Source organism: Mycobacterium sp. 1164985.4 (assembly GCF_001668575.1).
Classification (GTDB): domain Bacteria; phylum Actinomycetota; class Actinomycetes; order Mycobacteriales; family Mycobacteriaceae; genus Mycobacterium.
The window spans coordinates 202,847-216,481 of sequence record NZ_LZMD01000111.1 but is presented as its reverse complement, the minus strand read 5'-3'; the positions used below and the strand labels follow the sequence as shown (position 1 = coordinate 216,481).

Annotated in this window: 13 protein-coding genes; 2 read left to right on the top strand and 11 right to left on the bottom strand. The window is 68.8% G+C overall.

Annotation, left to right across the window (positions count from 1 at the left end):
- From groEL to glmS, 11 genes are all read right to left on the bottom strand, one after another.
- Positions 1-1,109 (bottom strand): chaperonin GroEL (gene groEL, locus A5650_RS25425; protein WP_067298520.1); only part of this gene is annotated, 1,109 nt, incomplete at its 3' end.
- A 94-nt stretch (positions 1,110-1,203) separates the two neighbouring features.
- Positions 1,204-1,506 (bottom strand): co-chaperone GroES, encoded by a 303-nt coding sequence (gene groES, locus A5650_RS25420; RefSeq protein ID WP_046754122.1) that lies wholly within the window; start codon positions 1,504-1,506, stop codon positions 1,204-1,206.
- A gap of 183 nt (positions 1,507-1,689) precedes the next feature.
- Positions 1,690-2,715, bottom strand: coding sequence for a tRNA (adenosine(37)-N6)-threonylcarbamoyltransferase complex transferase subunit TsaD (gene tsaD / locus A5650_RS25415; RefSeq protein ID WP_067298519.1), 1,026 nt, complete (start codon positions 2,713-2,715; stop codon positions 1,690-1,692).
- The gene (gene rimI / locus A5650_RS25410) at positions 2,712-3,164 is read right to left on the bottom strand and encodes a ribosomal protein S18-alanine N-acetyltransferase (RefSeq protein WP_067298518.1); all 453 of its coding nucleotides are present in this window, start codon (positions 3,162-3,164) and stop codon (positions 2,712-2,714) included. The genes tsaD and rimI overlap by 4 nt, the downstream gene beginning before the upstream one ends.
- Positions 3,161-3,796, bottom strand: a complete 636-nt coding sequence (tsaB, locus tag A5650_RS25405) for a tRNA (adenosine(37)-N6)-threonylcarbamoyltransferase complex dimerization subunit type 1 TsaB (RefSeq protein ID WP_197501983.1) — start codon at positions 3,794-3,796, stop codon at positions 3,161-3,163. Before tsaB ends, rimI begins: the two co-directional genes overlap by 4 nt.
- Positions 3,775-4,242 (bottom strand): tRNA (adenosine(37)-N6)-threonylcarbamoyltransferase complex ATPase subunit type 1 TsaE, encoded by a 468-nt coding sequence (tsaE, locus tag A5650_RS25400; RefSeq protein ID WP_067298517.1) that lies wholly within the window; start codon positions 4,240-4,242, stop codon positions 3,775-3,777. Before tsaE ends, tsaB begins: the two co-directional genes overlap by 22 nt.
- The gene (locus tag A5650_RS25395) at positions 4,235-5,338 is read right to left on the bottom strand and encodes an alpha/beta fold hydrolase (RefSeq protein WP_067298516.1); all 1,104 of its coding nucleotides are present in this window, start codon (positions 5,336-5,338) and stop codon (positions 4,235-4,237) included. Before A5650_RS25395 ends, tsaE begins: the two co-directional genes overlap by 8 nt.
- A 17-nt stretch (positions 5,339-5,355) precedes the next feature.
- On the bottom strand, positions 5,356-6,543 hold the full coding sequence (alr, locus tag A5650_RS25390; protein ID WP_502687109.1) for an alanine racemase: 1,188 nt from the start codon (positions 6,541-6,543) through the stop codon (positions 5,356-5,358).
- Positions 6,544-6,599: 56 nt separating this feature from the next.
- Complete coding sequence (gene gad / locus A5650_RS25385) at positions 6,600-7,982, bottom strand: glutamate decarboxylase (RefSeq protein WP_067298514.1); 1,383 nt, start codon at positions 7,980-7,982, stop codon at positions 6,600-6,602.
- A gap of 26 nt (positions 7,983-8,008) precedes the next feature.
- Entirely contained in the window at positions 8,009-9,430 is a 1,422-nt protein-coding gene (locus A5650_RS25380; protein WP_067298513.1) for a bifunctional ADP-dependent NAD(P)H-hydrate dehydratase/NAD(P)H-hydrate epimerase, read from the bottom strand.
- A 233-nt stretch (positions 9,431-9,663) separates the two neighbouring features.
- Positions 9,664-11,532, bottom strand: a complete 1,869-nt coding sequence (glmS, locus tag A5650_RS25375) for a glutamine--fructose-6-phosphate transaminase (isomerizing) (RefSeq protein ID WP_067298512.1) — start codon at positions 11,530-11,532, stop codon at positions 9,664-9,666.
- Between the two features lie 55 nt (positions 11,533-11,587).
- On the opposite strand from glmS, the gene A5650_RS25370 reads away from it, so the two are divergent.
- Both A5650_RS25370 and A5650_RS25365 read left to right on the top strand, forming a co-directional pair.
- Positions 11,588-12,433: a dienelactone hydrolase family protein gene (locus tag A5650_RS25370; protein WP_067298541.1), complete on the top strand. Its 846-nt coding sequence runs from the start codon at positions 11,588-11,590 to the stop codon at positions 12,431-12,433.
- 37 nt (positions 12,434-12,470) lie between these two features.
- Positions 12,471-13,523, top strand: coding sequence for an LLM class F420-dependent oxidoreductase (locus A5650_RS25365; protein ID WP_067298511.1), 1,053 nt, complete (start codon positions 12,471-12,473; stop codon positions 13,521-13,523).
- Positions 13,524-13,635 lie beyond the last annotated feature (112 nt).

Below are 13,635 nucleotides of genomic sequence, written 5' to 3'. Positions count from 1 at the left end.
AGCTTGGCCAAGCGCTCCTCGAGCTTCTCGCGGTCCCATTCGGAGTCGGAGACCTCGATCTCGGCCCGCAGCTGCGCCTTTCGCGCCTCGATGGCTTCCTTCGTTCCGCCGCCGTCGACGATCGTGGTGCTGTCCTTGTTGACCACAACGCGCCGGGCGGTGCCGAGCACCTCGAGGCCCACCTCGCGCAGTACCAGGCCGACGTCGGGGTTGACGACCTGGCCGTTGGTGACGATGGCGAGGTCTTCGAGGAACGCCTTGCGGCGATCACCGAAGAACGGCGCCTTGACCGCCACGGCCTTGAGCGTCTTGCGGATTGCGTTGACCACCAGTGTCGAGAGTGCTTCGCCCTCAACGTCTTCGGCGATGATCAGCAGCGGCTTGCCCGCCTCGGCGACCTTCTCCAGCAGCGGGAGCAGGTCCGGCAGGGAGCTGATCTTCTCGCGGTGCAGCAGCACGTACGCGTCCTCGAGCACCGCCTCCTGGGCGTCGAAGTCGGTGACGAAGTACGCCGAGAGGTAGCCCTTGTCGAAGCCGACGCCGTCGGTCATCTCCAAATAGGTCTCAAGCGTGGAGGACTCCTCGACGGAGACGACGCCGTCGGCGCCGACCTTCGTCATCGCCTCGCCGACCAGCTCGCCCACCTTCTCGTCGCGTGACGAGACCGTGGCGACCTGGGCGATGGCGTTCTTCTCCGACACCGGCGTGGCCGCGCTCAGCAACGCCTCCGACACCGCATCGGCGGCCTTGGCGATGCCCGAACCGAGCGCGATCGGGTTGGCGCCCGCCGCGACGTTGCGCAGTCCGCCCTTGACCAGGGCCTGGGCCAGCACGGTCGCGGTGGTGGTGCCGTCGCCTGCCACGTCGTTGGTCTTGGTGGCGACCGACTTGACCAGCTGCGCACCGAGGTTCTCGAACGGGTCTTCCAGGTCGATCTCGCGGGCGATCGTCACACCGTCGTTGGTGACGGTCGGACCGCCCCACGACTTGGACAGCACCACATTGCGGCCGCGCGGCCCCAGGGTCACCCGCACCGCGTCGGCCAGCTTGTCTACGCCGGTTTCCATTGCGCGGCGCGCAGTTTCGTTGAACTCAATCTGCTTGCTCATAGCTGTCTTTCTTTAACTGCAATTCGCTGTAAACGCATGCCGCCCCGGAAATCACCCGCGATAGACGGGGATTCCCGGGGCGGAACACGGGTGCTTACTTGTTGACGACGGCCAGCACGTCGCGTGCCGAGAGGATCAGGTACTCCTCGCCGTTGTACTTGATCTCGGTGCCGCCGTACTTGCTGTAGATGACGGTGTCGCCCTCGGAGACGTCCAGCGGGATGCGCTTTTCGCCGTCCTCATCCCAGCGGCCGGGGCCAACTGCGACGACGGTGCCTTCCTGCGGCTTCTCCTTGGCGGTGTCGGGGATGACCAGACCGGAAGCGGTCGTGGTCTCGGCCTCGTTGGCCTGAACGAGGATCTTGTCCTCGAGTGGCTTGATGTTCACGCTCGCCACGATGGAGCCCTCCACTAGTTCGGGTGTCGATCCGGGGTCCCGGATCTATCAGTTACCAGGTGTTCGGCATGGCGTCCGTGCCCACGCAACCGTCGTCGCGGGTGCCGGCGCTGGGGTTGGTCGCCTGCCACCTAGCACTCTATACATGAGAGTGCTAGCACTCAAGGTCGGGTCTCGACAAGATCAGGCGACCTGAGCCTGCACGACCGGCAGGCCCGGATCGCTGACCGCATCCAGCGGCGACGGCTGAGCGCCCGCGGCGATCAAGTGGGCCGCGAACGAAGCGATCATCGCGCCGTTGTCCGTGCACAGACGCGGTCGCGGGATCCGCAGGGTCAACCCGTTGGCGGCACACCGCTCCTCGGCCAGCTCGCGCAACCGCGAGTTCGCCGCCACGCCGCCGGCGATCAGCAGCGTCGACACGTCCAGCGCCTTGGCCGCCCGGATGGCCTTGAGCGTCAGCACGTCGGCGACCGCCTCCTGGAAACCGGCCGCGACATCGGCCGTCGACGCCTCCGGGTGGCTTTCGACGTACCGCGCGACCGCGGTCTTGAGACCCGAGAAGCTGAACGCGTACGGATCGTCGCGAGGTCCGGTCATGCCTCGTGGAAACACGATGGCATCTCGGTCGCCCTCACGGGCCAGCTCGTCGAGCACCCTTCCGCCGGGGTAACCCAGACCCAGGAGCCGCGCCACCTTGTCGTAAGCCTCCCCCGCAGCGTCGTCGACCGTGCTGCCGAGCTCGACGATCGGCTCCCCCAACGACCGCACGTGCAGCAGGTTGGTGTGCCCGCCCGAGACCAACAGGCCGACGCACTCCGGCAGTGGCCCGTGGTCGTAGACGTCGGCGGCCAGGTGGCCACCGAGGTGATTGACGGCGTAGAACGGCACCTGCCAGGCCGCCGAATAGGCCTTGGCCGCAGCCACTCCCACCAGCAGCGCACCGGCGAGGCCGGGGCCGATCGTGGCCGCGACGATGTCGGGCTTGTCCACCCCGGCCGCCTGCAGCGCGCGCCGCATCGTCGGCCCCAACGCCTCGAGGTGCGCCCGGGAGGCGATCTCGGGCACCACCCCGCCGAACCGGGCGTGCTCGTCGACGCTGGAGGCCACCTCGTCGGCGAGCAGCCTCACCGATCCGTCGGCGCCCGATTCGGCGATGCCGACGCCGGTTTCGTCGCAGGAGCTCTCGATGGCCAGGATGATCGTCATGTCGGGTCTCGCCGCATCGTATAGGCGTCCGCCCCGCTGGCCCGGTAGTAGCGCCTGCGCAGGCCGACGTTGGTGAAGCCGAAGCTCTCGTACAGTTTGATCGCCGCGTCGTTGTCGGTGCGGACCTCGAGGAACACCGCGCCACCCGAAGCGTGGCTGAGCAGCTCGGTCAGCATGCGCTTGCCGATGCCCTGGCCTTGGTATGCGGGGTCGACGCCGATCGTGTGAATCTCATACTCGTACGGCTTCTTTCGGCCCAATCGGGCGATACCCGCGTAGCCGACGAGCTTGTCCTCGTCGCGTGCGGCGACGTAGCGGATGTGTTTGGCGGCGAGCTCGGCGAGGAAGGCGCGTTCGGGCCACGGGTCGTCGCCGTCGAACAGCTGGGCCTCCAACTCGGCGCAACGGGCCGCGTCCGTCGGCTTCAGCGGGCCGTAGGTGATGCTCATCGCCGGGCCACCGAGGGTTTGGCGTCGGGCCGGCGCAGATACAGCGGCACCAGCGGAGCCGGCTCGGCGTCCCAATCGGCCACGGCGCGCACCAGCCCCGAGACGGTCGGATAGACGGGCTCCTGACGAGGCAGGTCGAACAGCGCGGCGTGCTCGGGTGATCCGGCGACCGCGGCGGCACCTGCAGGCACGTCCGCGGGCGCGCACACGGCGGGACCGTCGGTGCGCACCCCGTCGCGATAGCGCGCCCAGTACACCTCCCGGCGCCGGGCGTCGGTCACCACCAGCACCTCGCCAACGGTGTTCACCCCGATCGCGTCGAGGCTGCAGACGCCGTGGACGGGGACGCCGAGCGCGTGGCCGTAGGCGGCGGCGGTCGCCATCCCGACACGCAGCCCGGTGAACGGTCCCGGACCACATCCGACAACGACCGCGCCCAGGTCGTCGACGCCCAGTCCTGCGTCGGCGAGCGCCTGCACCGCATTCGGGGTGAGCTGTTCGGCGTGCGCCCGCGCGTCAACCGTCACCCGTTCGGCCAGCACCTCGACTGCGTCGAGGCGGACCACCCCGGCGGTGACCGCGGGCGTCGCCGTGTCGATGGCCAATACGTTCACGCCGTGCCCCACTCCCACACCGCCGTGCGCACCTCGGTGTCGCGGCCACGCTCGAGCCGGACGTCGAGGTGGTTGTCGGAGAGCCGTTCGACGAGCCCCTCACCCCATTCCACGACCACCACCGCGTCCTCGAGATCGGTGTCGAGGTCCAGCGAGTCGAGTTCGGCGAGCAGGTCGACCGACGGATGGTCGAGCAGGCGGTACATGTCGACGTGAATCATGGCCGGGGCCTCGGGTCGGCGGGCGCGATGTACGCGCGCCAACACGAACGTCGGCGAGATGACCGGGCCCTCCACATTCATCGCTTGCGCAATGCCCTTGGCGAGGACCGTCTTTCCCGCGCCCAGGGGCCCGGACAACACGACGACGTCACCCGCGCGCAACTGCTCTCCGAGTTCGGCGCCGAGCGCGATGGTGTCTTCCGCGGTCGGCAGTTCGGCCGTGCCCCCGCTGCGCTCACCCATTGTTGCGGACCTTCTCGCGGACCCGTCTGGTCAACGCGACGAGCTTGGAAGGGGTCGCGCGTTCGACCAGTCGGACCAGCGCCTCGTTGATCGCCTCGGGTTCTTCGAGCTGCACGAGATGCCCTGCGCCGCCGACGATCACCAGCTGCGCCTTGGGTAGCAGCGCGGCCATGGCTTGCGAGTACTCCATCGGGGTCAGCAGATCGCGGTCACCGCACGCGATGAGTGTCGGGATCTTGGCCAGTGTGGTCAGGCCGTCGATCTCGTTGTGCACCTCGAGCGCGTGCAGGAATTCCACGAGGGTCGCGATCGGCGTGCCGTGCATCATCCGTTCGGAGAACGCCACCACGCTCGGGCTGATCTTCTCGTCCCCGTACGACGCGGCGCGCAAGATCGGCGCGATCACCCGCTTCGCCGCGCCGCGGGTGCGGTGCACCATCTTCGGTGCATACCGCACCGCGAAACGTGCCGCCTCCAGTGCCGGGTTCTTCAGGATCTCACCCAACGGCGATCGCGAAACTCCCTCCGCCGCCGACGAAATGATCGCGGCACCGACGATCCGCTTCGGGTAGCGCTGCGGGAACTGCCGGGCGTGCGAGAGCACCGTCATCCCACCCATCGAATGCCCGACCAGGACCACCGGGCCGCGCGGAACCACCACCGACAGCACGGCCTCCAGATCCTGACCGAGCTGCGCCACGGTGTAGGTCTCGGGCGGCGCCTCGTCCGACTGGCCGTGACCCCGCTGGTCGTAGAACACCATCCGGACCTGGGGGCCCCACTGCTCGGTCAGCCGGACGCGCTGAAAGTAGAAGGCGCCCATGCGCAGACAGAACCCGTGGGCGAACACCACCGTCAGCGGCGCGTCCTCGGGACCGACCTCGCGCACTGCCAGCGATACGCCGTCCGGGGTGGTCACCACCGAACTGCGATCGGCGTCGAGCAGTTCGAAATCCTCGTCCTTGTAGCGGTCGACGGTCGCGAGCCTGCGCCGCAGCGAGCGTGCCGCCGACATGCTCGCCGCGCTACCGACCGCGGTGAGCCCGGCTGCACCCGCAAGCCATCGTCCGTTCTGGTTGCGGCGGCCACGCGGCATCGGGAGTCCGGCGTCGCTCAACGTGTCTCACCGATCGAACCGGTGTAGGTCCGCACGAAGCGGCCACGCGGACTGGTCACGACCTCGTAGTTGATGGTGCCGAGCAGGTCGGCCCAATCCTGCGCCGTCGGCTCACCGTGGGTGCCGGGCCCGAACAGGATCGCGTCGTCACCTTCTGCGGCGGCCCCGTCCGGCCCGAGGTCGACGACGAACTGGTCCATGCAGATCCGGCCGACGTTGCGGTAGCGCCGACCGTTGATCAACACGTCGATGCGGTTGCTCAGCGTGCGGAACACCCCGTCGGCGTAGCCGACCGGCAGCAGCGCGACCGTCGTGTCGCGGTCGGCGACCCACGTGTGCCCGTAGGACACCCCGTCGCCCGCCCGCAGCGACCGCACCAGTGCCACCGGACATTTCACCGTCATCGCCGGGCGCAGCCCCATATCCCCACGCTCGGGGATCGGGGCCTGCCCGTACACCGCGATGCCGGCGCGCACCATGTCGAAGGCGAGGTCGGGTCGCGTCATCGCCGCCGGGCTGTTGCTCAGGTGCGCGATCTCGAACCGCACGCCGTGTTCGGCTGCATACGTGCGCATCTCGGTGAGCCGCTGCGCCTGCAGTCCACTGAGGGCATTGTCGGGGTCGTCGCCGTGCACGAGGTGCGACATCAGACCGCGAACACTGATCGCGCCGTCGGCCTGGGCACGCGCGAGCGCTGCGACCATCGCCGGGAAGTCGGCCGAGCCGACGCCGTTGCGGCTGAGTCCGGTGTCGGCCTTGACGGTGACCGAGGCGCTGCGCCCGGTGCGGGTGACGGCGTCGAGAAGTTCGTCGAGTTGGCGCACCGACGACACCGCGATCTGCACGTCGGCGGCCACGGCGGGTGCGAAGTCGGTGCCCGGCGGGTGCAACCAGGCCAGGAGCGGGGCAGCGATGCCGTCGTTGCGCACCGCCAACGCCTCGCCGACGGTTGCCACGCCGAGTTCGGTGGCGCCCGCGGCCAGCGCGGCCCGGCTCACCTGCGTGGCGCCGTGCCCGTATCCGTCGGCCTTGACGACGGCCATCACCTGCGCGTTCCCCGCGAGGTCACGCAGCAGACGCACGTTGTGGGCGATCGCGTCGAGGTCCACCACCGCCTGGGGTGCCACGATCGCGGTCGGCGTCGTCAGCTCGGTCGTGTGCATTGTCGTTTCACCACGGCCGATTGTCCCAGACGGACGAGCGGCGGTCCGACGCGCTACGGCGGTAACCGCCTGAGCGCTCAGTGCGCGAAGGGCTGCTCCTGGTTGAAGTGTCCGCGCGGCTTGAGCTCGTCGAGGTGGCTAAGCACGGTCGCCATGTCGTCGTGCAGCGCCCGGGCCAGGTCCGCGGAGAATCCCTCGCGCACCACGATGCGCAACATCGTGACGTCGGTGGCTCCCTCCGGCATCGTGTAGGCGGGCACCTGCCAGCCGAACGCGCGCAGTCCCTGCGACACATCGAACTCGGTGTAACCGAAGTCCCCGGCCAGCTTGAAGCTGACCACCGGGATCGCCGAACCGTCAGCGACGACCTCGAAGTGCTTGCTTTCGCGGAGCTGGTCGCCGAGCCATCGTGCGGTCTGCGAAAGACACTGCATCACTTGCGAATAGCCCTCGCGACCGAGCCGTAGGAAGTTGTAGTACTGACCCACGACCTGGTTGCCGGGTCTGGAGAAGTTCAGCGTGAACGTCGGCATGTCGCCGCCGAGATAGTTGACGTGAAAGACCAGGCCCTCGGGTAGATATTCGGCGCTGCGCCACACCACGAAGCCGATGCCGGGATAGGTCAGGCCGTACTTGTGGCCGCTGACGTTGATCGACACCACCCGCGGGAGGCGAAAGTCCCATTCCAGGTCCGGGTGCAAAAACGGCACCACGAAACCGCCGCTGGCGGCGTCGACGTGCACCGGGATGTCGAGTCCGCCGTCGGCCGCCAGCTTGTCGAGGGCGGCGCAGATCTCGGCGATGGGTTCCAGTTCCCCGGTGTAGGTGGTGCCGAGGATGGCCACCACGCCGATGGTGTCCTCATCGATGTTCTCGAGCACTTGCTCGGGGGTGATGACATAGCGGCCCTCCGCCATCGGCAGGTAACGGGCCTCGACGTCGAAGTAGCGGCAGAACTTCTCCCAGACCACCTGAACGTTCGCGCCCATCACCAGGTTCGGCGTACGTCCCTTCCACTTCTCGCCGACGCGCTCGCGCCAGCGCCACTTCATCGCGAGCCCGGCGAGCATCACCGCCTCACTCGAACCGATCGTGGAAACGCCGATGGCGCTCGAGGGGTCGTCGTCGCGCAACCCCTCCGCGTGGAAGAGATCGGCCACCATGCACACACAGCGCTGCTCGATCGCGGCCGTGGCGGGGTACTCGTCCTTGTCGATCATGTTCTTGTCGAACGTCTCGGCCATCAGCCGTTCGGCCTGCGGATCCATCCACGTCGTGACGAACGTGGCCAGGTTCAGCCGGGAACTGCCGTCGAGCATCAGCTCGTCGTGAATGAACCGGTACGCCGCATCGGGATCCATCGCGTCGTCGGGGAGCCGCAGCGACGGCACCGGCGCCATCGCCAGCCGTCCGGTGTAGGCGGGGGCAATCTGCGGCGCGTGACTGCGCGTGGGCGGCATGAGCGTTCCTCTCGTTACAAACTGGCTTACAAACTTGCTATGGCGGTTCGGACGTGCGCGAGGATGCGTGACGCCGAAGTCGGGGCGGGCCTGGGCCCTGGGTCGGAAGCGGCCAGATTCGCGGCGCGGGCATGGACGAAGGCCGCGGCCGCGGCGGCCTCGCCGGGGGGCAGCCCTGCAGCCAGCAGGGCACCGATGATCCCGGTCAGCACGTCGCCGGATCCCGCTGTGGCGGCCCATGATTGGCCCGCCGGGTTGAGGTAGACCGGCCCGTCGGGTTCGGCGATGACGGTCACGTTGCCCTTCAGGAGCACGGTGACCCCGAGGCGGTCGGCGAGTCTGCGGGCGGCGCCGATGCGATCGTCGCCGGGCGATGAACCGGCGAGGCGGGCGAACTCGCCCGCGTGCGGTGTCAGCACCGTCGGCGCCTCGCGCCCGTCGACCAGATCGGGATGGGCGGCCAGGATCGTCAACCCGTCGGCGTCGACGACCACCGGCAGCCCGCTGTCCAACGCGAACCACAGCGCCGCCGCTCCGGTGTCGTCGGTGCCGAGGCCCGGCCCTACCGCCCAGGCCTGCACCCGCCCCGACGCGCTCGGACTCGGCGCCGCGATCACCTCCGGCCACTGCGAAAGAACCTGCTGTCCAGCACTTCCGGCGTACCGGACCATTCCCGACGTCGCCGCGACCGCCGCGCCGGTGCACAGCACCGCGGCGCCGGGGTAGGTGCCCGAGCCCGCGAGGACACCGGTGACGCCCTGGGTGTACTTGTCGTCTTTCGGACCGGGCACCGGCCACCGCGCAGCCGCATCGCCGGCGTCGAACGACATCATGTCCGACCGCGGCAGGTCCAGGCCGATGTCTACGAGTTCGACGCGGCCGCAATCGCCCAGCGCGTGAACGGGTTTGAGGGCGCCGAATGTCACGGTCAGCGCGGCGTGCACGTGCGGTCCGTCGGTGGCCCCGGTCTGCACGTCGACGCCGCTGGGGATGTCGACGGCGACCACCGGCACGCCCGCGTCGTCGACGGCGGAGAACACGCCGGCGGCGTTCGGCCGCAGCGGACCGGACCCAGAGATCCCGACCACGCCATCGATGACCAGGTCGGTGCCCGCCGGGACCGTTTCGGCGACGCGCCCGCCGGCGGCGGTGAACGCCGCGAGTGCACGGCGGTGGACGCGGTCCGGGTTGAGAAGCACTGCGGCGGCCCCGGCGCCGCGGCGGCGCAGGAACGTCGCGGCCCACAGCGCGTCGCCGCCGTTGTCGCCGGACCCGACCACGGCGCAGACGCGGCGCCCGGCGACACCTCCCGTGCGCAGCACGAGTTCCCGGGCGATCGCGAGGGCGAGACCGTTGGCGGCACGGCGCATCAGCGCGCCTTCGGGCAGGGACGCCAACAGCGGCGCTTCAGCCTCGCGGATCTGGTCCGCGGTGTAGTAGTGCCGCATCGCTGACCACGTTAATAGCAAACCGCTCGGCGGGGCTCAGTTTGGCGATCCCGATCACGGGCCGGTGCGGGTGAAGGTGCGCGATGTTGCCTCGCCACATGACCGGCGACCGAACGAGGTTGCCACGTCGCGGGATTCGGCGACCGGCGGCAGCTCTGCCATCGCGGCCCGGTAGACACCGAGGAACTGGGCGCGAGCCCGTTCGTTCTTGAAGGCCCCGACCCGGCCCGGCGCTACTCGACGGTGACGGACTTGGCCAGGTTGCGGGGCTTGTCGACGTCGTAACCGCGCGCCTGTGCGACACCCGCGGCGAACACCTGCAGCGGGATGGTCGACAGCAGTGGCTGGAAAAGGGTTGACACCGCGGGGATCTCGATCAGGTGGTCGGCGTACGGGCGGACGGTGTCGTCGCCCTCCTCGGCGATCACGATGGTGACCGCGCCGCGCGCCTGGATCTCGCGGATGTTCGACAGCAGCTTGGCGTGCAGCATCGGCGAGTTCTTCGGCGACGGCATCACGACGATGACCGGGAGGTCGTCTTCGATGAGCGCGATCGGACCGTGTTTGAGCTCGCCGGCGGCGAAGCCCTCGGCGTGCATGTACGCCAGCTCCTTGAGCTTGAGGGCACCTTCGAGCGCGACCGGGTAACCGACGTGCCTCCCGAGAAACAGCACGGTCTGCGACTGCGCGAAGCGGTGTGCCAGCGCCTTGACCGGTTCGACGGTCTCCAGCACGCGGCTGACCAGGTCGGGCATGGCCTCCAGCTCGCGGTACTCGCGCTCGACCTCATCGGGGTATTTCGTGCCGCGCGCCTGCGCCAGGGCAAGCCCGACAAGGTAATTCGCCGCGATCTGAGCGAGGAACGTCTTGGTCGACGCCACTCCGATCTCGGGCCCGGCGCGGGTGTAGAGCACCGCATCGCATTCGCGCGGAATCTGGCTGCCGTTGGTGTTGCAGATGGCCAACACCTTGGCCTTCTGCTCCTTGGCGTGCCGGACGGCCTCTAACGTGTCGGCGGTCTCACCCGATTGCGAGATCGCCACCACCAGGGTGTGGCTGTCCAGAACCGGGTCGCGATAACGGAATTCGCTGGCGAGTTCGGCCTCGACCGGCAACCGGGTCCAGTGCTCGATCGCGTACTTGGCCAGCAGCCCCGAGTGGTACGCGGTGCCGCAGGCCACCACGAAGACCTTGTCGACCTCGCGCAGTTCCTGATCGGAGAGCCGCTGCTCGTCGAGCACGATGCGGTTGTCGGCGAAGTGGCCCAGCAATGTGTCGGACACCGCGGCGGGCTGCTCGGCGATCTCCTTGAGCATGAAGTACTCGTAGCCGCCCTTTTCGGCCGCCGACATGTCCCAGTCGATGTGGAACGCCCGGGCGTTCGCACCATCGTCCACGCCGTCGAAGTCGGTGATGCGGTATCCGTCGGCGGTCACCACCACCGCCTGGTCCTGGCCGAGCTCGACGGCGTCGCGGGTGTGCTCGATGAACGCGGCGACATCGGAACCCACGAACATCTCACCGTCGCCGACTCCGAGCACCAACGGCGTGGAGCGCCGCGCCGCGACGATCGTGCCTGGGTCGTCAGCGTTGGCGAACACCAGCGTGAAGTGTCCTTCGAGGCGGCGCAGCACCGCGAGCACCGAGGCGGGGAAATCGCCCGCAGTGGGGCCGTGGTGGAACTGCCAGGCGACCAGGTGCACCGCGACCTCGGTATCGGTGTCGCTGGCGAACTCCACGCCCGTCTTCTCGAGTTCTGCCCGCAGCGCGGCGTAGTTCTCGATGATCCCGTTGTGGACGACGGCGATCTTGCCCGCGGCGTCGCGGTGCGGGTGGGCGTTGCGGTCGGTGGGCCTGCCGTGCGTCGCCCACCGGGTGTGGCCGAGGCCCGTGCTGCCGCCGAGGCTGGACGCGTCGGTCTCGGTCAGCGCGGCCTCGAGGTTGGCCAGCCGACCGGCCCGGCGTCGCACCGTGAGCCCGCCGTGGCCGTCGAGCAGGGCAACGCCCGACGAGTCGTATCCGCGGTACTCCATCCTGCGTAGCGCGTCGACGACGATGTTGCAGGCAGGACGCTGCCCGACATAGCCGACGATTCCGCACATAGGCATTCAGGGTAGTGCAAGAGCCGCCCGAAACCGTGTGGGCTACGGTCGTCTGGTGGCCAGCACGAAGAAGCTGTTCAAGGCCCTGACTCGCCGCGGCCCGCACCGCGTTTTACGAGGTGACCTGGCCTTCGCCGGGCTTCCCGGTGTGGTGTTCACTCCCGAGGCCGGACTCAACCTGCCGGGCGTCGCGTTCGGCCACGACTGGCTTGCCGGAGCCGACCGCTACCACGGCACGCTGGAGCACCTGGCGTCGTGGGGAATCGTCGCTGCGGCACCGGCGACCGAGACCGGACTGGCCCCGTCGGCGCTCAACTTCGCCTATGACCTGGGCACAACGCTCGACATCATCACCGGGGTGCGGCTGGGCCCGGGCGAGATCAGCGTGCAGCGCAGCAAGCTCGGGGTGGTCGGGCACGGGTTCGGCGGGTCCGCGGCGGTCTTCGCCGCGGCGGGGCTGCCCACCAAGCCGAAATCCGTCGTTGCGATATTCCCCACAGTCACCGCGCCGCCCGCCGAGGAGCCCGCGGCGACCCTGCAGGTGCCCGGTCTGGTGCTCAGCGGACCGGGCGACCCGATGACGCTGCGGTCCAATGCGGTCGAGCTCGCCAGGACGTGGAAGACGGCCACCTTGCGCACGGTCAGCAAGGCCAAGCCGGGCGGGCTGATCGAGGGCCGCCGCCTGGCGCGCGCTGTGGGCCTGCCCGGGGCCGACCGCAGCACCCAGAAGGTGGTACGTGCGCTGATCACCGGGTTTCTGCTGCATACGCTGACCGGCGACAAGACCTACCGCGACTTCGCCGACCCCGACCTTCCCCTGCCGAAGGCCCCGAACGTCGACCCGTTCTCCGACGATCCGGTGGACCTTGAGAACAAGGTCGTCGCGCTGCTGAAGCCCTGACCAGTGCCAACCAACCGGTTGGGTGTATAACTCGATGATGCGCACCGGGATCTTCCTCAACTACACCGACGGCTTCCTGCAGGCGGTGGATCAGGTCGTCGAGCTCGAGAAGGTCGGCGTCGACCTCGCCCTGGTCGCCGAGGCGTACTCCTACGACGCGATCAGCCAACTCGGCTTTCTGGCCGCCAGGACCTCGCGCATGGAACTCGGCACCGGAGTCGTGCCGATCTACATCCGTACGCCGACGTTGTTGGCCATGACGGCGGCGGGGCTCGACTACGTCTCCGGTGGCCGCTTCCGCCTTGGCATCGGCACGTCCGGCCCCCAGGTGATGGAGGGCTTCCACGGCGTGCCGTTCGACGCTCCGTTGGGACGCACCCGCGAGGTCGTCGAGATCTGCAGGCAGGTCTGGCGTCGCGAACGCGTGCAGTTCGACGGCAAGCATTACCAGATCCCGCTGCCCAGCGAGGGACCCGGGGCTCAGGGCACAGGACTGGGTAAGCCATTGCAGTTGATCAATCACCCTGTGCGCGACCGCATCCCGGTCACTATCGCGGCACTGGGACCGAAGAACGTCGAACTCACCGCCGAGATCGCCGAGGGTTGGCAGCCGGTGTTCTTCTATCCCGAGCAGGCCGACGCGGTGTGGGGCGAGGCGCTGCGGGCCGGCTTCGCCAAGCGCGATCCGTCGTTGGGTCCGCTCGACGTCATGGTCAGCGCTCCCCTGGCCATCGGCGAGGATGTCGACGACCGGTTGTCGTGGGTCAAGCCGCAGTTGGCGCTGTACATCGGGGGCATGGGCGCGCGGGGCCGCAACTTCTACCACAACCTGGCCACCCGCTACGGGTACGGCGACGTCGCGAACACCATCCAGGACCTCTACCTGGCGGGCAAGAAAGCCGAAGCGATCGCGGCGGTGCCGGATGACTTGGTGCGCAACGTCTCGCTTGTCGGACCGCGCGGGTTCGTCAAGGAGCGGTTGGCGGCGTTCGCCGAAGCCGGTGCGACGACGCTTCTGCTGCAACCACTTTCGGTAGACAGGCGTGAAATCGTCGGATTCGTCGAGGAACTGCACGACCTGCTGTCGTAGGCCCGATTACGCTGAAGGCCGCCATGGAGGGTACAGTGGGTGAAGCGGCATCTTCTGTTCTGCCTTTTGCCGCTTCTCGATCGTCACACCGAGCGCCGCGGATCATCCGCGC

Bases quoted from the DNA above. Each gene is read 5' to 3' on its own strand.
- A5650_RS25365 (WP_067298511.1), top strand. From the start codon at position 12,471: ATGCGCACCGGGATCTTCCTCAACTACACCGACGGCTTCCTGCAGGCG.
- tsaD (WP_067298519.1), bottom strand. From the start codon at position 2,715: ATGACGATCATCCTGGCCATCGAGAGCTCCTGCGACGAAACCGGCGTC.
- A5650_RS25395 (WP_067298516.1), bottom strand. From the start codon at position 5,338: ATGCCGCGTGGCCGCCGCAACCAGAACGGACGATGGCTTGCGGGTGCA.
- gad (WP_067298514.1), bottom strand. From the start codon at position 7,982: ATGCCGCCCACGCGCAGTCACGCGCCGCAGATTGCCCCCGCCTACACC.
- glmS (WP_067298512.1), bottom strand. From the start codon at position 11,532: ATGTGCGGAATCGTCGGCTATGTCGGGCAGCGTCCTGCCTGCAACATC.
- tsaE (WP_067298517.1), bottom strand. From the start codon at position 4,242: ATGGGTGAGCGCAGCGGGGGCACGGCCGAACTGCCGACCGCGGAAGAC.
- rimI (WP_067298518.1), bottom strand. From the start codon at position 3,164: ATGAGCATCACCTACGGCCCGCTGAAGCCGACGGACGCGGCCCGTTGC.
- A5650_RS25380 (WP_067298513.1), bottom strand. From the start codon at position 9,430: ATGCGGCACTACTACACCGCGGACCAGATCCGCGAGGCTGAAGCGCCG.